General features: G+C 61.5%; 17 protein-coding genes and 1 pseudogene. 4 read left to right on the forward strand and 14 right to left on the reverse strand.

Annotated elements, in window-relative coordinates:
- Positions 1–134 precede the first annotated feature (134 nt).
- The 7 genes and pseudogenes from B0G76_RS31005 to B0G76_RS31035 form a co-directional block, all read right to left on the reverse strand.
- A complete protein-coding gene (locus B0G76_RS31005; RefSeq protein WP_120295856.1) occupies positions 135–998 on the reverse strand; it encodes an ABC transporter ATP-binding protein in 864 nt (287 codons plus the stop codon).
- Entirely contained in the window at positions 986–1834 is an 849-nt protein-coding gene (locus B0G76_RS31010; protein ID WP_120295857.1) for an ABC transporter permease, read from the reverse strand. The genes B0G76_RS31005 and B0G76_RS31010 overlap by 13 nt, the downstream gene beginning before the upstream one ends.
- Positions 1815–2849: an ABC transporter substrate-binding protein gene (locus tag B0G76_RS31015; protein ID WP_120295858.1), complete on the reverse strand. Its 1035-nt coding sequence runs from the start codon at positions 2847–2849 to the stop codon at positions 1815–1817. The genes B0G76_RS31010 and B0G76_RS31015 overlap by 20 nt, the downstream gene beginning before the upstream one ends.
- Positions 2850–3159: 310 nt before the next feature.
- Entirely contained in the window at positions 3160–3921 is a 762-nt protein-coding gene (locus B0G76_RS31020; protein ID WP_120295859.1) for an ABC transporter permease, read from the reverse strand.
- Positions 3918–4844, reverse strand: coding sequence for an ABC transporter ATP-binding protein (locus tag B0G76_RS31025; protein WP_120296928.1), 927 nt, complete (start codon positions 4842–4844; stop codon positions 3918–3920). Before B0G76_RS31025 ends, B0G76_RS31020 begins: the two co-directional genes overlap by 4 nt.
- Before the next feature lie 139 nt (positions 4845–4983).
- Positions 4984–6664, reverse strand: a pseudogene (locus tag B0G76_RS31030) (tannase/feruloyl esterase family alpha/beta hydrolase).
- On the reverse strand, positions 6661–7767 hold the full coding sequence (locus tag B0G76_RS31035) for an OpgC domain-containing protein (RefSeq protein ID WP_120295860.1): 1107 nt from the start codon (positions 7765–7767) through the stop codon (positions 6661–6663). Before B0G76_RS31035 ends, B0G76_RS31030 begins: the two are co-directional and overlap by 4 nt.
- Positions 7768–8146: 379 nt before the next feature.
- Here B0G76_RS31035 and B0G76_RS31040 point away from each other — a divergent pair, with 379 nt between their 5' ends.
- Together B0G76_RS31040 and B0G76_RS31045 are read left to right on the forward strand one after the other, a co-directional pair.
- Complete coding sequence (locus B0G76_RS31040; protein ID WP_120296929.1) at positions 8147–9331, forward strand: acyltransferase; 1185 nt, start codon at positions 8147–8149, stop codon at positions 9329–9331.
- Between the two features lie 189 nt (positions 9332–9520).
- Positions 9521–10315 (forward strand): sulfite exporter TauE/SafE family protein, encoded by a 795-nt coding sequence (locus B0G76_RS31045; RefSeq protein WP_120295861.1) that lies wholly within the window; start codon positions 9521–9523, stop codon positions 10313–10315.
- A 94-nt stretch (positions 10316–10409) separates the two neighbouring features.
- Here the strand turns inward: B0G76_RS31045 and B0G76_RS31050 are convergent, their stop codons facing one another.
- Positions 10410–12314, reverse strand: a complete 1905-nt coding sequence (locus B0G76_RS31050; RefSeq protein WP_120295862.1) for an AAA family ATPase — start codon at positions 12312–12314, stop codon at positions 10410–10412.
- Between the two features lie 561 nt (positions 12315–12875).
- Positions 12876–13319 (reverse strand): hypothetical protein, encoded by a 444-nt coding sequence (locus B0G76_RS44280; protein ID WP_259460778.1) that lies wholly within the window; start codon positions 13317–13319, stop codon positions 12876–12878.
- A gap of 134 nt (positions 13320–13453) precedes the next feature.
- Here B0G76_RS44280 and B0G76_RS31060 point away from each other — a divergent pair, with 134 nt between their 5' ends.
- On the forward strand, positions 13454–14575 hold the full coding sequence (locus B0G76_RS31060; protein ID WP_120295863.1) for an AraC family transcriptional regulator: 1122 nt from the start codon (positions 13454–13456) through the stop codon (positions 14573–14575).
- Here B0G76_RS31060 and B0G76_RS31065 read toward each other — a convergent pair.
- Positions 14493–15815, reverse strand: coding sequence for an MFS transporter (locus B0G76_RS31065; protein WP_120295864.1), 1323 nt, complete (start codon positions 15813–15815; stop codon positions 14493–14495). The two genes, B0G76_RS31060 and B0G76_RS31065, sit on opposite strands and share 83 nt — an antisense overlap.
- Before the next feature lie 343 nt (positions 15816–16158).
- Here B0G76_RS31065 and B0G76_RS31070 point away from each other — a divergent pair, with 343 nt between their 5' ends.
- Positions 16159–16782: an ABC transporter ATP-binding protein gene (locus B0G76_RS31070; RefSeq protein ID WP_120295865.1), complete on the forward strand. Its 624-nt coding sequence runs from the start codon at positions 16159–16161 to the stop codon at positions 16780–16782.
- A gap of 43 nt (positions 16783–16825) precedes the next feature.
- Here the strand turns inward: B0G76_RS31070 and B0G76_RS31075 are convergent, their stop codons facing one another.
- From B0G76_RS31075 to kdpC, 4 genes are all read right to left on the reverse strand, one after another.
- Positions 16826–17242 (reverse strand): universal stress protein, encoded by a 417-nt coding sequence (locus B0G76_RS31075; protein ID WP_120296931.1) that lies wholly within the window; start codon positions 17240–17242, stop codon positions 16826–16828.
- A gap of 120 nt (positions 17243–17362) precedes the next feature.
- Positions 17363–17692, reverse strand: coding sequence for a hypothetical protein (locus B0G76_RS31080; RefSeq protein ID WP_259460779.1), 330 nt, complete (start codon positions 17690–17692; stop codon positions 17363–17365).
- A gap of 213 nt (positions 17693–17905) precedes the next feature.
- Entirely contained in the window at positions 17906–18604 is a 699-nt protein-coding gene (locus B0G76_RS31085; protein ID WP_120295867.1) for a response regulator, read from the reverse strand.
- A 111-nt stretch (positions 18605–18715) separates the two neighbouring features.
- Complete coding sequence (gene kdpC / locus B0G76_RS31090) at positions 18716–19297, reverse strand: potassium-transporting ATPase subunit KdpC (protein ID WP_120295868.1); 582 nt, start codon at positions 19295–19297, stop codon at positions 18716–18718.
- Positions 19298–19304: the final 7 nt, after the last annotated feature.

Genomic DNA, 19304 nt, shown 5'->3' on the forward strand with positions numbered 1-19304 from the left:
TTCCAGGTTCATACCGTCATTCACGGCGATTGGACGCGTACGGGCATCGTCCGGATGGACTAAGGGGATTGCCGGAGGGGTTGCATCACGGGTCGCATCACGGGTTGCATGAGGGATTACCCGATACGGATGCGTCAGGCTTCTTCGTCGTCAGCGTCGCTATCGTGCAGCAGGCTCAACACGCGCCGCTTGATCGCGATGAAGCCGGGATCCATCACCATCTCGAGCGAACGCGGCCGCTCGATCGGGATTTCCAGCCGCTCCCTGATGCGCCCGGGACGCGCCGACATCACGTACACGCGGTCGCCGAGCAGGATCGCCTCGTCGATATCGTGCGTAACGAACAGCACGGTCTTGTGCGTGCGCTCCCAGACCCGCAGCAACAGCTTTTGCATCTGCGCACGGGTCTGACTGTCGAGCGCGCCAAACGGCTCGTCCATCAACAGCACCTCGGGATCGTTGGCGAGCGCGCGAGCAATCGCCACCCGCTGCATCATGCCGCCCGACAACTGCTTCGGATAGGCATCGACAAAATGGCTGAGACCGATTTCGTCGATGTAATGCGCGACGATTTCGGCGCGCTCTTTTGCGGGCATACGTCGCCGCCGCAAACCGAATTCGACGTTCTGCCGCACCGTCAGCCACGGAAACAGTGTGTACGACTGAAACACCATGCCGCGGTCCGCGCCCGGCTGCGTAACCGTACGCCCGCCCACCACGATTTCGCCCGCGGTCGGCTGCGCCAGCCCCGCTGCCAGATATAGCAAGCTGGACTTGCCGCAACCGGACGGCCCGACGATCACCGCGAACTCTTTCTCCGGCACATCGAGCGACACCTTGTCGAGCGCGATCGTCGTGCCACCGTGTCCGTTCGGGTAGTGCAGGTCGACATCGATCGCCCGCAATTTCGCTTCGGGCACGGGCTTGTGCAACGGTTCCACTTGCCCAGGCTGGCCTACGGCCTCAGTCCGCCTCGCCAATGCACTTATTGCGCCCATGGAGCCACCTTCAGTTTGAGGATGCGAAACGCCTGATCGGTGATAAGACCGAGCAGCCCGATGATGCCGATCGCCATGAAAATCACGTCGACCTGAAAGCCGCGCATCGCTTTCATGCTCAGATAACCGAGCCCGCTCGACGCTGCCACCAACTCGGCGACCACGAGGTAGGTCCATGCCCAGCCCATCGTCACGCGCAAGGTGTCGAGAATGCCCGGCACACTGGCCGGCGTCAGCACGTTGAGCAGCACGTCACGGCGCGACGAGCCCAGCGTGTAAGACGCATTGAGCAATTCCTTCGAGACGCCGCGTGACACATCGGCCACCATCACCAGTTGCTGAAAGAACGTGCCGAAGATGATCACCGTCACGCGCTGCTCCAGCCCAATGCCGATCCACAGAATGAACAGCGGCACGAAGGACGTAACCGGCAGATAGCGCATGAAGTTGACGATCGGTTCGAGCGCGCCCTGAACGATCCGGAACGTGCCCATCAACATGCCGATCGGAATCGCCAGCAAAGACGAAATCGCAAAGCCGATCAGCACGACGCGGACACTGGCGAACACGTGCTCGCCGAGCGTGCCATCCGCGTATAGCCGTTGTGCGGCATCGAGCACCGCCCCCGGCGACGGCAGGAACATCGAAGGAATCAGGTTCCCGTAGGTCAGCAGCGACCAGCCGGCCAACACCGCCAGCCACACGGCGATGCCGACCGCGAGCAACACGGAACGCGGCACGTCGGCCTTGGGTGTCAGGCAAACGTCGAGCAATGAAGGCCCGCGCCGCCGTGCCGCAGGTGGCGCTTTCGCAGGGTTAGGCAGGGTCGTGCTCATTGCGGCACCTTGGCGCTGGCGAAGGTCGGATCGACGAGCATGTTGTAGTCGACGGCGACTTTCTGTTTGCCCAGATCGCTCCAGATGCTGCTGCGAGCGTGATGACCTTCTCGACCGAACCCGGCTTGGCCGCGGTGCCGAGCAGGCCGACGTTCATCGGTTGATCGTAGAAACGCACGCCTTTGGCGGCCTCGGCGAACGCTTTCGGATCGGCCAGATAGCCGCCTACGCCCTTCGCCATGATCGCGTAGGCTTTCTCAGGGTTGGCCCGGGTGTAAGCCACGGCCTTGTAGATGCCGTCCACCAGCGCCTGCACGTCCTTCGGGCGGTTTTTGATGATGTCGCAATTCAGGGTCACCACGTCGACAATCACGCCCGGCGTGGCCGAACTGTCGATCAGCACCTTGCCCTGCTTGTGCTCACGCACGAAGCTCAGATGCGGTTCCCACGTCACCGCGGCCGGCACGCGTTTGGCGATAAAAGCGCTCGCCGCGTCGTCGGCGCTCATGTTCTGGATCGTCACGTCCTTGATCGACATGCCGCGCTGTTTCAGCAGATACGCCAGCCAGAATTGCGATACCGAACCTTCGCTCATAGCGATCGGCTGCTTCTTCAGGTCCGCGAAACTGTTCACGCCGTCGCCCACCAGCACGCCGTCGCCGCCGTAACTTTCGTCGAGTGCGATCACGCTCTTGAAGCAGAAATTCGGCGAGCGGAATTTCATCACCTCGTCCACCGTCGAGGCGGAGCCGTCGATCTTGCCCGACGCCTGCGCCGCCATGTAGATCGAGGCATCGTCGATCGTCTTCAGGTCGACGTCGAGCCCTTCCTGCTTGAAGTAGCCGAGATCGCGCGCGAGGTACAACGTGCCGTAGCCGACCCAGGTGGTGTGGGCAATCGTGAGCGTTCGCGCATTGGCGACCGGCGAGGCGAACGCGGCGAAGACCGCGATTGTCGTTGAAAGCAGCGTGCCGGCAGCCGTTGCCGCGGCGCGGCGTGTCAGTGCGTTGAACATGAGCGGGTCCTTGAACGGAAATCGATGACCGCACGCACCGCGTGCGGATGCACCACTCAGCACCAGCCTTGCACCGGAATTGCGAATCGCTCAAGATTCCTTCGTACCTGAATCATGAGCCGTACTCGGCATGAACGATGAGTGACGCACACAGCGTAGCGCCGCGCCATCATCGGTCAAAAATTGTTTTCCTTGCCTGAATATAGTTTTAAGTTATGCAGGGGAAAACACAGTGGAATCTGCGCCGCTGCGTGACTGCAAGGGCGCGAGCCGGCAGTGAACCGGCGCAAGCCGGTTCGCCTCAAAGCGGTTAGCTCTTGAGCCGATATCCGGTCTTGAAGATCCACGCGACAATCACGAGAAACACCGCCAGAAACAACGCGGTCATGCCGAGGCTGACCGCGACATCCACGTCGGCGAGACCATAGAAGCTCCAGCGAAATCCGCTGACCAGATAGACGATCGGATTGAACAGCGTCACGACCTTCCAGAACGGCGGCAACATATTCACTGCATAGAAACTGCCGCCGAGGAACGTGAGCGGCGTGATGATCAGGAGCGGCACGAACTGCAATTTCTCGAAGCTATCCGCCCAGATACCGATAATGAATCCGAGCAGACTGAAGGTCACCGCGGTGAGCACCAGAAACAGAATCATCCAGAACGGATGCTGCACCTGCAGCGGCACGAACAGGCCAGCGGTTGCCAGAATGATCAATCCGAGCAGAATCGATTTGGTGGCCGCCGCGCCCACATAACTCACGACGATCTCCAGATACGACACCGGCGCCGACAGCAACTCATAAATCGTGCCGGTAAAACGCGGAAAATAAATGCCGAACGACGCATTCGAAATGCTTTGCGAGAGCAGCGACAGCATGATCAGACCCGGCACGATGAACGCGCCGTAGCTGATACCGTCCACTTCCTTGATACGCGAACCGATGGCCGCACCGAATACGACGAAGTAAAGCGACGTAGATATCACCGGTGCAATGATGCTTTGCATCAGGGTGCGCCAGGTGCGCGCCATCTCAAACTTATAGATCGCGCGAATTGCGTAGATGTTCATTGATTACCTCGGAGCAGACTGACGAAGATGTCTTCGAGCGAGCTTTGCGTCGTATGCAGGTCCTTGAAGCGGATGCCGCCGTCGTCGAGCGCTTTGAGCAGCGCAATGATGTCGGTGCGTCCGCCCTCGCCCTCATACGTGTAGATCAACTCGTTGCCGCCCTTGGCGACATCCAGCCCATAGCCGGCCAATGCCGGCGGCACCTCCGCGAGCGGACTATCGAGTTGCAGCGTCAACTGCTTCTTGCCGAGCTTGCGCATCAACTCCGTCTTCTCTTCCACCAGCATGATCTCGCCCGCATTGATCACGCCGATGCGGTCGGCCATCTCTTCGGCTTCGTCGATGTAGTGCGTGGTGAGAATGATCGTCACGCCACTGGCGGTCAGCGAGCGCACCAGCTTCCACATATCGCGGCGCAACTCGACGTCGACACCCGCCGTGGGTTCGTCGAGAAACAGCACGCGCGGTTCGTGCGAGAGCGCCTTTGCAATCAGCACGCGGCGCTTCATGCCGCCCGACAGCGTAATGATCTTGCTATTGCGTTTTTCCCACAGCGACAGATCGCGCAAGATCTTTTCGACATAGGCGGGGTTTTTCGGCTTGCCGAATAGCCCGCGGCTGAACGAGACGGTCGCCCAGACGGTTTCGAACGAATCGGTGGTGAGCTCCTGCGGCACGAGGCCGATCAGCGAGCGTGCGCCGCGATAGTCGTTCGCAATGTCGCGGCCGTCCACCATCACGCTGCCAACGCTCGCATTGACGATGCCGCAAATGATGCTGATGAGGGTGGTTTTGCCCGCACCGTTCGGGCCCAGCAAGGCGAAGATTTCTCCGCGGTTGATCGCCAGATTGATGTTTTTGAGTGCATGAAAACCCGTGGCATAGGTTTTCGACAGATTCGTGACTGAGACGATAGGCTGCATGGATTCGACGATGGCAGACACCGGCATTGGGTTGGTAGGAGGCGGCGCGAATGCGCGGCCGCACCCGCAATGTAATTGAAAGTGAGAAAGCGTGCAGCACAACCCCGATATTCTGTAGAAGCCGGCAGGCCGGAGCCTGTCACGGTTCGGCGCACGCGAAACTGCTGGCGAGATTCACATTGCCCTTACCGCTATAGCGGGGAAACAGCGGGTAACGGCACAACGGACGTGAGCGTCCGTTGGTTGCGGCCGCAATATCCGTCGCGGTCAAGGTTTCGGGCGATACGCTACGCGTCACCCAATTGTCGAGCGCGCCCCAGTAGGTCCACGGATGGGATGAACACCCCGCTGCCATGCTGAAAACCCGGCACCATGTAGAGCCGCATGAACGCATCGACCTGGTCGACGCCGAAGCGATCGATCAGCGCTTCATAGTAGGCGATCGTCTGGTTCGGGCTGATGACTTCGTCGGCGAGGCCTTGCAGCGTGATGAGCTTGCCGCCGTGCGCGATATAGCGTGCAAGGTCGGGGTTCATCGCGCCGATTGTCTGCGACAGCGCAATCAGTTGTCCGCGATATTTGCCGGGATGGAGCGGGTCGAACCTGAGCGAGTCGAACGCCGCGTCCTGCGTCACGAAATAGCGGACGTAGCCGTCGCCCTGCGCGAACAGGTAGCCGTTGGCGAAGAAGGTCGGCACCGGCAAACGCTCGGGTTGATGCGCGAGCCCGAGCAGGCCGGTCAGATGCGTGCCCTGAAAAACGTTGTAGCCGCGATAGCCGGTAACGCCCCACGCCAGCTTGTAGGGCAACGACAGGCCGTCGCGCATCACCAGCAAGGTGGAGAGTTGCGCGTCGGTGAGGCACGCGTCGTGCGAAGGCGCGCGTCCGGCGCAGCGTAACGAGGCGATGATGTCCGCTTCGTGTTCCCGGCACGCGGCAACGTCGCTGACGATGCCGTCCGCCACGCCGTCGAGCCGGTCGCAGACCGCGAGCGTGCGTTGAACCACGTACTCGAGCAACGGCGGCGGAATGAAGCCACCGGGTGTCGCGTATTCCGCCTGACCGAGCTTCACACCCATCAACCGCACGCCCGAAAAATTGAGCGCGGGCGAATTGGCGATCACGCCGTCGTAGTCGTCGGGATAGCGCTGCATCACCGTGTAGCCTTCGCGACCGCCCGTCGAGCCGCCGGCGAAATACATCCGCTCCGGCGGCCGGCCATAAGCGCGTGTGATGAGTGCGAGCGCGGTGTCGTGCGTTTTCTTCAGATGCGCGTAGCCGAAATTCGTCACCGCTTCATCGACGAGACCGAAGACTGCGAGTGCGGAATTGCCCACGTGTCCCGAGTCGTCGCCAAAGGTCGCATAACCTTGCGCGAGCGGTGCGCGATCCGGCGAAAACGGCATCACGCCCGTACCGCTCACTACCACGCCGTTATAGCCCCCGCCGCCGATGTGCAGCGCGCGGCCGTTCCAGCGGCGCGGCAGATTCAGATCGAAGCGGATATCGGGCGTGCTGGCCTTGAGCGCCTTGATGCGGCCGGTGATACGGCAATATTCGCCGCCTTGCTGATTGCCGGGCGCGGTAGCCGCCACCATCGTCGCATTTTCGATCTGCACGCCGGCCGTGGGCAAGGCGATCAGCTCCGGGGGCAACACCGCGCCCGCGAACTCCGCGCAATGCATGGCGAGCGCCGCTTCCTTGGCCGCGGCCCATGCCACTGAGGCGTTCAGCCCCAGCAGCGCGCCGAGGATCATGCCGAGCGTGCGCGAATGTCGCGTCAAATGCGCATGGCGCATCCGGCGCACACGCGCCCTCATCCGTAACCCGCGCCGTTGGCAGCCGCGTGCGACTGCTGCCCTTTCCAGTCGTTCCAGCCGCGCGCGATCATGAGTACCGCGCCGATCGCGACCAGATCGCCGCCGAGTCCGACGAGCGTGCCGCGAAAACCATGGAACGTATGCGGCGTCGCGGTATCGACGATCAACGACACCAACGTGCCGGTGACGAAGCACACAAGCCCGGTACGGCCGACCGTCACCACGGCCGGCAACCGTTTCGCGAGCCAGGCGATGCTGCCCACCCGCACGAACTGCGCGGCGAGCCAGGCGACGACGATAAAGTTGATCACGCGTTCCACTGAAAGGTTCTGTTTATGCAGGCCGGGCAACGGCTGCGTCAGCACAAAGAGTTTAACAATGGCGAACGCCAGCACCGCGACCACCGCCACGCGCGTGAACCAGTGCGCCGTGCGGGTGGCATGAAAGCGCTCGCTGATAGGCTGCACCCGGCACAGAATGCCGAGCACGAACATCAATTGCCACGCAAACGGATTAAAAGCCCAGTCGGCCACGTCGTCAATGCTGAATAGTGCGGCCAGCGGCCGGGCCAGCAACCAGACCGCCATGCTCAGGCCCAGCGCCGCGAGCGACGAACGGCGCGCCAGTGGCACCACGAACGGTACGCATAGCGCAAAGATCACGTACATGGGCAGCACGCTCGACAGATACGGCTGGCGCCGCAGCACGGCAATATCGAACGCCTCGCGCAGCGGCTGCACCGCGAACGGCTGCCAGCCGGTGAGGTCGACCATCGGCTGATTCAGATGCAATAGCGCGAGCACGGCGCCGGACAGCAGCGTCAAGACGGCCGTCAATAGATAGGCGCGATAGATCTCCCAGCAGCGCCTGACGAAGCGCATCGCCGCCGCACTCTCGCCGCGGCCCGCGAGTACCGCCGTATACGCTGCCGCCGACGCATAGCCGCCGAGGAACACGAACACTTCCGCCGAGTCGCACAGGGCGTACGCGTGCAGCATCAGATGCGACAGCGTGCTGCCGGGAATGTGGTCCAGCACGATGACGATCAACACGACGCCGCGGAAGAAATCCACTTCGATCGAGCGTCCGCGACGGGTGTCCATTCAGGTTCTCGCAAGATAGCGCCAGCATGCCAATGCGCCATGAAAAGCGGTCATACGCCAGTGTTCTCAGTAGGAACTCCATAACAATAAAACGTTCCCATCGAGACCGTGCGCCACGCCGGCGCGCGCTGACAACCGCCCTTTAAAAGCATGCAAAGCGGCAGCAATCTGAAATTCAGATGTCGGAGTGCCGTAATACTGCGTCGTCGCGCCTCGGCTACGCGGAAAGTCTTGCGGCAAGTTTTGCGGCTTTTATTGCATCCGGCGCGGGCACGATCGGTAAAGGCCACTGAAAAAAATCATGCATTCCGGCTCGCGATTTTTTTCGCTTTTTTTCATCGTAGGATGGATTCATGCACGCCCGTTGGAAGACACGCACATGAACAACAGGATTGCAGGCTTCGACGGATTGCGCGCGATTGCGGTCCTGATGGTCTTTATTCAGCACCGTCTATTTGGTGACATTGGCGAGATCGGCCACCTCGGTGTATGGATCTTCTTTGCGCTGAGCGGCTTTCTGATTATCGGCATTCTGTCCGCGCAACGCACGCGCATCGAACAAAACGGCAGCCGGTTTGGCGCTGAACTGAAGCGCTTTCTGTTTCGCCGCACCTTGCGCATATTTCCGGTGTACTACCTGATGCTGGTGGTGATGTGCGCGCTCATGGCGTTCGGCATGGCGAGCCCTGAATTAGCGAGCGGCATGCCGTTTCATTTCGCGTATCTGTCGAACTTCTGGATCGGCTCCGTACTGCATTACTGGCCCGGGCGTTACTCGCATCTCTGGAGTCTTGCGATCGAGGAGCAGTTTTATCTCGTGTTTGCGCCGTTATTGCTGCTGGTTGCGGCGCGGTGGCATCGCGCGGTGTGTCTTGTGATCGTCGCGGTTGGACTGCTTTCGCTGCTGGCGATGCGTGCGGCACACTGGCAGGACGTCACCGTCTATACGCATCCGTTGACCAATTTCTGGCTGCTGGCGTTGGGCGGAATGGGCGGCCTGATGATCGCCGGGAAAGAGAGCCGCTTACGCAACATGCTCGGACATGGCATGACGCTGTTCGTGCTGAGTCTTTGTCTTCTAGGGTTTTGCGCGACTGCGTCGACGTGGAGTCAGTTAGACAATCCGCTTGCCTTCACGACGGTCAACGCCTTGTATGGCGTCGCTATCGCGGCGCTTGTGTGTTCGATTGCGTGCTGCCGCAACGCGGTCGTCATCGGTCTGCTCGAAACGGGCTGGCTCGTGAATTTGGGGCGTATCAGCTACGGCTTTTATCTCTATCACAACCTGATTCCAGACCTGACCCGCAACCGCCACGCCATGGCGTTCTTCGGCGGCACCGTCCCGATGTGGGCACACGTGGCCGGGATCGTCGCGTCGTTCCTGATTTCGCTGACGATGGCCATGCTGTCCTGGCGGTTGATCGAAGCGCCGATTCTTCGCTTGAAGACACGGCGCGCGCAGGCTGACACGACGAGTCGGATTGCCCCGCAAACAGCGCCTCCGTTTGTCGCTCGCAACGAGCGCGCATTGAGAAAGGAAAGCGCCGCTTCAGATGCCACTTGAAGGCAGTGAAGCTTACGTTACGCCTTCAGACGGCTTGAGCGCGGGCACGGTATCATGCGGCCTCACTTAGCCGGCTGCTTCGAACCTTGCGCGACACGCGGGCACTGAACAGGCCGAACGATAAAAAAACGCCATTGCCCGCGCGCGCTCGTCCATTGAGTCCACGCGGCTGGCTCGCGGACCTCAACGATGTTTCATTTCAGTTTCGCCAACGGCGTGCTCGGCGCGAGCCTGCAGACGCTCAGCCTTTACGCGCTGCTTGGCATCATTGCCGCGCTGTTGCTGGGCGGGATGGTCAAGGGCGTAGTCAGTATCGGCGTACCGCTGGTGGCAATGCCGATTCTCAGCCAGTTCATGCCGATCAAAGAGGCCGTACTATTGCTGTCGATGCCGATCATTCTCGGCAATATTCCCCAGGCGCTGGAAGGCGGCGACATGCTGCCGACGGTCCGGCGGATTGCCGCACCGCTGATCGGCACGGTGATCGGCAATATCATCGGCGTGAGCGTATTGATTTCGCTGGCGCCGCATCGTGCGCAGGCCGCCGCGGGCGCGTTGCTGATCGTGGCAGCCCTGCTCCTGCTGCTTTCGCCGCGCCTTACGTTGTCATCGGCGTGGGCCAAACCAGCGGGCTTCGTGTTGGGATTCGGTGCCGCGTTGATGGAGAGCATCGCTTCAGTGCCCGGGCCTTTGCTGGCGATGTATTTGATCGCCACGGGCGCCACGGGGAAAGCCTTTACGAAGCAGATCGCGATCATCCTGGTGGTTTCGATCATCACGCTGGTTGCCACGTTTAGTGGCGGTGCGCACGCCAGCTTGAGCGATCTCGTCATTTCGGCTTGTGCGAGCGTGCCGGTGATCGCGGGAATGCTACTCGTGCGGCCGCTTAGGGACCGGCTGCCGCCGGCGGCGTTTCGGGTTCTGGTTCTGCTGTTCGTTCTGGCGGCCGCTGCGCAAATGGTCTGGAAATCGGGGATTTTATAAAGGCCTGGCGCTGCGCGTGCCTGTCAATCCTGAGTGAGGAACGCATGCGTGCGTTGGCGCGTTTTAGCGCTCTCGCGCGCGGCCGCAAAGTGGATCAGGCCGCAGCCGGCTCATGCACGATCTTCAGCGCGCTCTTATGTTCCTTGATCAGCCGGTAAACGGTTTCACCAGGAACAGTCTCCAGTTCGAGCAGTTCATCGGCAATGGCGCGCAAGACAGGCTCATAAGCGTGCAGCAAGCCGTAGCACAGCTCGTTCAACTCCTTGAGCAGCACGTTGGCGTGTTCGATCGCGCTCTTCATTTGCAGGCCTGCGTACTGCGACGGCAATGCCGCGAGGCTGAACAGATTGCCGTCGCGATTGAAGCCGAACTTCGACACCATGTCGAGGCTGATGCGTGACGCCTCCTGCAGATCCGACGCAGCGCCGCTCGACGCTTCGGAGAACGTGAGAATTTCCGCGTTGCGTCCGCCGAGCAAAACCTGAATTTCGTTGCGAATTTCAGTCTCACGGTACAGGTGCTTGTCCTGCGCCTTCGTGATGAGCGCGACACCCAATGCGCCGCCACGCGGCAGGATCGTGACTTCTTCCAGTACGCCGGTACCGAGCAGCGCGGCAACCAGACCGTGCCCCGCTTCATGCACCGCGATACGCGTGCGTTCGTCCTCGCTCAGTGCCCGTTCGGCGCCGCTGACGTCGCCGATGCGCGCAATCTTGATCGCCTCCATGAAATGCTTCGAAGCGATTTCCGTCTCGCCGGCTTTGCGCGCGACCAGCCCGGCCTGATTCACGACCATGGCGACGGTTGCCGGAGACAGGCCCGTGGTCAGGCGAGCAAGCTGGTCGTAGTCGATGTCCGCGGCCTTCGACTTCAGCCTCTCCGCGTAGAAGCGGAAAATTTTTGCGCGGTCTTCGCGGTCGGGCAAGCGGACCTGCACCGTGCGATCGAAGCGGCCAGGCCGCCTCAACGCCTCGTCCAGATTGTCAGGATGGTTGGTCGCCGCAACGATGATTACGCCTTCGTTGGAAGCAAAGCCATCCATTTCCGCCAGCAACTGATTGATGATGCGGTTGCTCTCGGCTTCAACGGGACCGCCACCGGTATCCGTGCGCTTGGCGAGGCCGTCGGCCTCGTCGATGAAGATGACCGTGGGCGCATTCTTGCGCGCGAGTTCGAACAGGTGTTTGACCTTCTGGATGCCGACGCCGTAGTACTTCGCGCTGAAATAGCTGCCGGTGAGCGAAATGAAGTTCGCGCCGCATTCGCCGGCGAGCGCCTGGGCCAGCCGCGTCTTACCGACGCCGGGTCCGCCGACCATCAGAATCCCGCACGGTGCACGCACGCCCATCGACGTGAATTGTTTCGGATCGGCCAGATAGCCGCGGATGTCGGCGAGCGCCGCCTTTGCTTCACCCGCGCCGATCACGTCATCGAAACTCAGCGTGGGCGCCTTGCTGAGAAGCGACGCGCCGCCTCTCATCTCGCGGCGCATGAACCACACCATGCCGCCGATCAGCAGCAGCGGCAACAGCAGGCCGATCGTGTCGCGCACGAAGCCGAATAGCGGAACCCAACGCGACGCGCCAGTGCGGATATCGGCGTCGGGCAGCCATACGAGTTGATAGGGCGCGGCCTGGCCGGCTTTGGGTTCGCCAAGCAGCAGTGCGTGTGAAAACGTCGCGTTATGGTCGGTGACGAAGTACTTCGCGCCGTCGCGCGTCGACACCAGAATCGCGTTGGGACTCACGCCGATCGCGGCCACGTTGGCGTCCTGAATGTCGCGCAACATTTGCGACGCGTCTTTTTCGTCGCGCGCCCACGCCGAGGGATCGTGGCGCATCTGACTGGCGATACCGGTCAGCGCCGGGTTCGCCTGCTCCTCATGCTGCTGATAAAACCACAGGCTCAACGCGAGCAACACCGCGATGAGTACAGCACCGCCCCCAACGGCGATCTTGCGTGCACGTCTTTTCTCAAGCGAGTTCTTTCCCGGCTTCATGAGTTACTTCCAAAAACAGGCCAAGGCAGGCCCTCGATACAGGTCAAAATGAGGTGGTAGAGGCTGGCGGGAGGGAATCGGCTGACGCGACACCATGCATGCGTGGAAAGAAGGACACCCAATCATTCGTCCCTTTTAGCAGCGCGCACACCGGCCAGTATGCCGGGTGGCCGCGCTTTCCATCGTGCAGAAAAGGCCTGTTTCTACCGTCTATCCGGCGGTTGACATCGTCGAATTTGGGGGAGCGATCGGCGCCTTGAAACGATGCCCGCTGCTCCGGCGCACAGTTTAGCAGCGCTCTATTCGCTGCGTATTCTGCAGACGTGAAAGGACTTGCGCCCTATTAAAACGCGCTCAGAATTGCGGTAAATCGCGGAAAAAATCGTGGAATATGCGAAGACGCCCAACGGTTTCGCAGCCGAGCGGCGGGCCTCTATGGGCCCGTCCGCTACTCGCCGCACTCTCAGGTCCTACTTTTTTATTGCCGGTACCTGATGGCACCGGTCTACTCTCCCGCCACTACCCCCGATCCTCGCAACCTTTCCTTCGACAGATTCAGACTCAGGCAGCGGTGCGCTGCCCCGGCTTCACCTGCGCTTCACTCCCGAGCTGGTCGAGAAGCTTGATGACGCGTTTGCGTTGGCTGGCAATCAACTCGTAAGTTTCTTCCAGCACGCGAATGCGTTTTTCCCAATACTCATGGTCTAGCGGAACCAGCACGCTCACCGCGTCCCCACGCGTCACGTACTGAACCATGTTCTCAAGATGCTCCAGTTGGCTATCCACCAGACTGGCCGGACGCCTCCCGCCGCGCTGGGCGGTCGGTTGTTTGTTCGTGCCGCTCATCTTTCGATACCCCGTAAATTGGCCACCGACAAAAACCTGGGCCTCGCACCCATTGCACCGCGACTGCCAGGCAGCGCTCTTTTTGCGCGCAGTTGCGTTTTCCAGAACGGGGCCTGTTTTGAACGGATTTATTGGCCAGTCGACGAAAGCGATCTGCATCTAATCATCCGACGATACCGCAGCTTTTTTGATACGCTTTACCGTACGTCTCAGTTCGGACGACGGCATCTTAAATATCTGGTTACCATCGCTACTTCACCAGAACCGCGTCCCCCGTTCGCAGCAACCCATCCATGAATCAGCGCACATTGCCGCCGCACCTGGCCGCTGCAGCCGCAGCCGAATCGCGCTCCGTCATTTCCGCGAGCCGCTTCAGCACGCATGCGCTCACAGCCGAGGAACAATTTCTGGCCTGGCGCCAGCGCGTGGGCCACGTGGTCGACGCGCCGCCGTCGAAGGAACGGATCGCCAGGGGATTTCGCGGTGAGATCGACCTGTATGCGGTCGGCGGGATGGTGTTTACGGACTGCAGCACCGACGCCATGCTGCTGGAACGGTCGGTGGCGCGCGTCTCGACCGACTCGCGGCGCGACTACGTCTTCCAACTGTTCGTGGAAGGCGAAGTCGGCCATGTGACGGGGATGCGCAAGAAACGCAGTGCGACGGGCTCGGTGCAGGGCATCGTCGCGTTCGATCTGAACCAGCCGTTCCGGGCCGAGCGCCCCGAATGCCGGCTTCTGAGCCTGTTCGTGCCGTCCACGATCGTGGACGAGGCATTGGGCGACGGCGCCGCGCTTCACGGCCGGATTATCCAGCAGGGTTCGCCGCTGACCGGCCTCGTGCTCGACCACCTGGTGGCGGTCGCGAGAGAAATCCCCACGCTCGGCCCGGACGCCGCGGCAGACGCATTGCATGCCGGCGCCCAGTTGCTGATCGCCACCTTCCGCAAGGAGGCGCGCCTGGCAGGCGCGAGCCGGGCGGCGCTGCAGGCTGCCGTAATGGGACAGGTGCGGCGCTACATCGATGCCAATCTGCACCAGGGCGACCTCACGCCGACCAGCGTGGTGCAGGCGTTACAGCTCAAACGCGCCACGATCTATCGCTGGTTCGAGCATGACGGCGGGCTTGGCGCCTACATCCGCAATCGCCGGTTGCGGGAAGCGGCGGACGAGCTAGTCCGTTTCCCGCATCTCCAGGTGACGGAAATCGCCTACGGACTCGGTTTCCAGAGCGCATCCGATTTCACCCGCGCATTTCGCCGTGCTTTCGACATGAGCCCGCAGGATATGCGGATGCGCGCATTGGACCTGCAGTACCGACATGCGGAGAAGCTTACGTCGGCGGCTGCGGGGCACCGGCAAGGCGCGCATCCGGCGCTTTGGCCTCGGGAAATGCCTTCAGCGCAACAAGCGTGAGCAGGGTCGCGGCCATCAGATACCACGCGGGAATCATCGGATCGCCCGTCCAGGTGATCAGCCACGTCACGAGGAACGGCGAAAATCCACCGAACAGAACAACGCCGAAGCTGTAAATCACTGAAATTCCGGCGGCACGCCGATGCGCTGGAAAGGCTTCCATCATCAGCACCGAACTCGGGCCGGCGTTGTTGACTGCAAGCGCCACATACGCCGTGATGATAATCAGCGCGGCGACATCGCCCACGCCATGGGTCAGCGCCCAGAATGCCGGCCATGCGGCCGCGAGCGAGGCCGCGAGCGCCACGTATTGCAGCGTCTTGCGGCTGGCGCAACGGTCGGCCGCGCGCGCCACGAGCGGCGTCACCACGAGGATCACGAGGCCGGACAGGCAAGCCGTCAAAAGACTGATTGCCGCCGGCCGATGCAGCGTGCGAACCAGATAGGCCGGCATGTAGAAGACAGTGAGGTAGATGCCCACTGAAGGCGCCGCCATCATCAGGAGGCCACAGACGAAGGCACGCGGGTGCTCGGTAAAGATGCGCCGCGGGCCGAATTTCGGGCTGAAACTCGCCCGCTGCAGCGGCGCGTCCACCGGCATCCGGCGGCGCAAATACCAGCCAACCGGCCCAATCAGCCCGCCTAGCACGAACGGAACGCGCCATCCCCAGTCATGCATCGCAGTGGGCGACAGCAGCGCCGTCGTGCTCGCCCCGACCAGTGCGGCGGCGAAGGCGGCCGCTCCCTGGCTCGCGCCGCGCCAGCTCACCATGAAACACCGGTGCCGGTAGGCAATCGACTCCATCAGCGAAGCCGACGCCGGCCCGATCTCCCCGCCTGCCGCGAGCCCCTGCATCAGGCGCGCGAGCACCATCAACACCGCCGCCGCAGGGCCGATCGACGCATAGCCCGGCAGGCACGCGATCAGCCATGTACCCACGGTCATGAGGATGAGCGATACCGTGAGGCCGGCCTTGCGGCCCCGACTGTCGGCGATATGGCCGATCATGATCGCGCCAAGCGGGCGCATCACGAAGCCCGCGCCGAAGGTGGCAAGCGAGAGCAACAGCGAAGACGCGGGATTACTCGATGGAAAGAACAGATTGCCGATGATGACGGCGGAAAAGCTGTAGACGGTGAAGTCATACGCCACGAAACCGTTACCGATAACAATGGCCGTGACGATACGCCTGAGTTCTGCGGGGGACGGTTGAGCCGCTTTCGGGGCAGCAGTTTGCATGGATTGCGGTCGACGAAGGAGCGTCGAGGTATTCAGGGAGTTGGCAGGATGGGGGCGCCGCTCTGTTTGCAGCTCTGTTTGCAGCTCTGTTTGCAGCTCGTTTCGCCGTTCTATTCTTTAACGGCGCAAAGAGACGCAACTTTACACTGGGCACGCAGAGTTCGTGTTGCGTAGGTGGACGGCGAATGCCGTCGTTGTTAGACGCCTGGGAAAGCATCTGAGCGCGCTGCTACACTTCCAGACCGCCAACTTCCCGAAGAATGTTCGCCGCCCGGCATCGTGCTGATCGCACTCGGCGCGAGCGTCGCACGGCGCCTTCTTCGACTGACACACTCCGCACGCCATGCTTCGATTCGAGAACCTCGCCAAGCGCTATAACGACCGCATCATCTTTCAGGGACTGCATTACGACACGGCAGCGGGGTGCGTGGCGCTCAACGATGAATCCGGCAGCGGCAAGTCGACCTTGCTTGGCATCCTGGCTGGCACGATCGACCCCGACGCCGGCGAGGTGTGGCTCGGCGGTCATTCGCTGCGCAGCGCGCCGCATGAGGCGAAATCCGTGCTTACGTACGTGCCGGAAGACTGCATGACGTATCCGGACCAGACGGGTCGTGCGTATCTGGATCGTGTGGCGTCGGAAAGAAAGACGGTGGTCGACAGCGATACGCTCGATCTTGCCAATCGCTTCGGCCTCGAACCGCATCTCGACAAGCGCTTCGAGCAGATGTCGTTTGGCACCCGCAAGAAATTCTTCCTGACCGGCGCTGTACTCGGCGAGACGAAAGTTGCGATCGCGGACGAACCGGTCGGCGGACTCGACGCCTCGGCGCGCGCGGTGCTGGTCGATCTGTTTAAAACGCTGGCTGAAACCCGCACGGTCTTTTTCTCGAGCTACGACTCCGCGTTTACGCAAGCATGCGGGGCGCGAACCATCGATTTTGCGGATCTGGGTATGCGCGGCTAGAAGGCATTTGCGCGCCGTACTTGCCGATAAACCGTAGGAAGATTCAATGAACCATGGTCACGGGCGTGGGCGTTCGACTTGACAGCGCGGCGAACATCGCCAGTCTTCTAAACAGGCTCATACGGCTCGCGTCGATCACCATGACATCGGGCTGGGTCGTTGCCGCGTAGGCAGCAATCGCTTTCGCGGGATGCCCGAATACCCGCTTCCAGTGGTACGGCACGCCGGCTTCTTCGAGAACGGTGCGAGCATCGATCAGCGCTTTTAGCATGGCGTTCTTTTCCATTCGCACCAGTGAGCTTCGGGTGTGGAAGGCTGCCGCGCGCCCCTGATCGACGGGCTCGAGTACTTCGAGCAATTCGACTTCAGTGACGCCGCGCTCCAGGAACATGAAGGCCGCGTAGCGCGCGGCTTCTACCGCGCCGCCGTGGTCGAGAACAGGAATCAGCATTCGTATCATCGAAAACTCCATGCAGGTACTCTGTACTTTTAGCTTAGGCGATGCGGCGTTAACGTTACGTAAAAAACACCGCTGTTTTTTGCTGCGTGCAGACACATTCCGTAACGGCGCAAAGCGCACTCACGATGATGCCTGTATCGCGGCAGGATTCAGTTCGATATGCAAAATCACCAGCCACCGCTTCGGGCAATCCTCGGCAATCTGCAAATCCTGCTTCCCGTCGCCAACCGTTTTCACAAAACCCTTCTCACGCGCGAAACCGAACGCGCGCCGCGCATCGGATTGCAGCCACAGCGTGAGCAGCCCGCATGTCACGCAACTGAAGAGCCAGATCGTTTCATGAGGCAGCGCTGCATCGAGTTGCTGCGCGACGTACGTAAAAATAGTCGTGAGCACCTGATTGGTGACGAAGGCGATGGCGACGACCTTGCACATCCCTCTGAATATCATGGCGGGTTTCGAGGGCGTCATGGGAGGTCGAAACCCGGAACGGGAAACGCGCAGGCCTCGACGGCCACGTTGCCCTTTGTTTGTTTGAATGCCATACACTCTCCAGCCAATCGCGAACTTTTCTTGCGGCGGAACGCCAGATTCAAACTATACGAACGGCACCATAAAGGCCGGGAAACAATTGCCGCCGTCGACATAAAAATTCCGTGAAAATCAGCGCACGCCAACCAGCCGGTAGCCCACTCCCGCTTCGGTGACGATGTGTTCAGGATGCGCCGGATCGCGTTCGAGCTTGTGCCGCAGATGCCCCATGTAAATTCGCAGGTAGTGGTGGTTGTCGGTTTGCAAGGGGCCCAATACTTCGCCGAGCAGTTGTTCATGCGTCAATACGCGCCCAGGATGGCGCACCAGCACGGAGAGAAGGCGATATTCGGTGGGGCTGAGATGGACAATCCGGCTGCCGCGCACAACCCGCCTCTCGCCGAGATCGATCGTGACGAGGCCGAACTGGACCTGAGGTACGCCGACCCTGCCGCCACCCGTCTGCCGGCGCAAATGCGCGCGTATCCGCGCACTGAGTTCAGGGAGTCCGAACGGCTTGGTGAGGTAGTCGTCGGCGCCGGCGTCGAGCGCGGCGACCTTGTCTTCCTCGCGGCTTCGCGCCGACAGGACGATGACCGGCATGGCGGACCAAACCCGCAACTCACGGATTACCTCGATGCCGTCCATGTCCGGCAAACTCAGATCGACAATGACGAGATCCGCCAGCCGCGTGGCAGCGTGCGCCAGCCCTTGCGCGCCGGTCTGCGCTTCGAAGACGCTCATACCGGCTTCTTCGAGGCACGTACGAATGAAGCGGCGGATGGCCTTGTCAGCGTCGATCACAACGACTGTTACGGTGGGGTCGCTCATGAATGCGCCACGTCGGCAGCACCCCGCTGAGGTCGCGGCCAACGTTCAGGCGGGGTCTCCATAGATTGCTGGACAAGCGCGCTTCATGCGCGCGCCGGTAGAACACCAGGGTCAATGCATCGGCTTGAGATCGTCCAAAGCCACGTTGAGCTTCAACACGTTCACGCGTGCCTCGCCGAAAATGCCGAACTGCCGCCCCGACGTGTTACTCGCAATCAGATTGGTGACCTGATCGACCGGCAGGCCGCGGGCCTTCGCCACGCGCTCCGCCTGACAGGCCGCAGCCGCGGGACTGATCTCCGGATCGAGCCCGCTGCCCGACGACGTCGCCAGATCCACTGGCACCAGTTGCGACATGTCGTTACCCGCCGCCTTCAAGGCATCGAGACGGCCTTTGATTTCGTCGGCGAGCGCGGGGTTGGTCGGACCGAGGTTCGCCCCCCCTGAGTTCTGCGCGTTATAGGGCTGGGGCCTGGTGGCCGACAGGCGTCCCCAGAAATAGAACGGCGCATCGAACTGCTGGCCGATCAGCGCGGAGCCGGCCACCTTGCCGTTCCGTTCGAGCAGACTGCCGTTCGCCTGGTGCGCGAAGGCCGTATGGCCGATTGCGGTCACAACGATCGGGTAGATCACTCCGGTGACTACTGTCATCAGGATGAACAGGACCAATAGCGGACGAAGCAGCGTTTTCATGATGTTC

The sequence above is a fragment of the Paraburkholderia sp. BL23I1N1 genome (assembly GCF_003610295.1).
Lineage (GTDB): Bacteria > Pseudomonadota > Gammaproteobacteria > Burkholderiales > Burkholderiaceae > Paraburkholderia.

Coding starts and splice junctions, on each gene's coding strand:
- B0G76_RS31015 (WP_120295858.1), bottom strand. CDS start 2,849: ATGTTCAACGCACTGACACGCCGCGCCGCGGCAACGGCTGCCGGCACG.
- B0G76_RS31010 (WP_120295857.1), bottom strand. CDS start 1,834: ATGAGCACGACCCTGCCTAACCCTGCGAAAGCGCCACCTGCGGCACGG.
- B0G76_RS44280 (WP_259460778.1), bottom strand. CDS start 13,319: ATGCAGATCGCTTTCGTCGACTGGCCAATAAATCCGTTCAAAACAGGC.
- B0G76_RS31085 (WP_120295867.1), bottom strand. CDS start 18,604: ATGAGCGACCCCACCGTAACAGTCGTTGTGATCGACGCTGACAAGGCC.
- B0G76_RS31075 (WP_120296931.1), bottom strand. CDS start 17,242: ATGATACGAATGCTGATTCCTGTTCTCGACCACGGCGGCGCGGTAGAA.
- B0G76_RS31070 (WP_120295865.1), top strand. CDS start 16,159: ATGCTTCGATTCGAGAACCTCGCCAAGCGCTATAACGACCGCATCATC.
- B0G76_RS31045 (WP_120295861.1), top strand. CDS start 9,521: ATGTTTCATTTCAGTTTCGCCAACGGCGTGCTCGGCGCGAGCCTGCAG.
- B0G76_RS31035 (WP_120295860.1), bottom strand. CDS start 7,767: ATGGACACCCGTCGCGGACGCTCGATCGAAGTGGATTTCTTCCGCGGC.
- B0G76_RS31025 (WP_120296928.1), bottom strand. CDS start 4,844: ATGCAGCCTATCGTCTCAGTCACGAATCTGTCGAAAACCTATGCCACG.
- B0G76_RS31080 (WP_259460779.1), bottom strand. CDS start 17,692: ATGATATTCAGAGGGATGTGCAAGGTCGTCGCCATCGCCTTCGTCACC.
- B0G76_RS31040 (WP_120296929.1), top strand. CDS start 8,147: ATGAACAACAGGATTGCAGGCTTCGACGGATTGCGCGCGATTGCGGTC.
- B0G76_RS31065 (WP_120295864.1), bottom strand. CDS start 15,815: ATGCAAACTGCTGCCCCGAAAGCGGCTCAACCGTCCCCCGCAGAACTC.
- B0G76_RS31005 (WP_120295856.1), bottom strand. CDS start 998: ATGGGCGCAATAAGTGCATTGGCGAGGCGGACTGAGGCCGTAGGCCAG.
- B0G76_RS31020 (WP_120295859.1), bottom strand. CDS start 3,921: ATGAACATCTACGCAATTCGCGCGATCTATAAGTTTGAGATGGCGCGC.
- B0G76_RS31060 (WP_120295863.1), top strand. CDS start 13,454: ATGAATCAGCGCACATTGCCGCCGCACCTGGCCGCTGCAGCCGCAGCC.
- kdpC (WP_120295868.1), bottom strand. CDS start 19,297: ATGAAAACGCTGCTTCGTCCGCTATTGGTCCTGTTCATCCTGATGACA.
- B0G76_RS31050 (WP_120295862.1), bottom strand. CDS start 12,314: ATGAAGCCGGGAAAGAACTCGCTTGAGAAAAGACGTGCACGCAAGATC.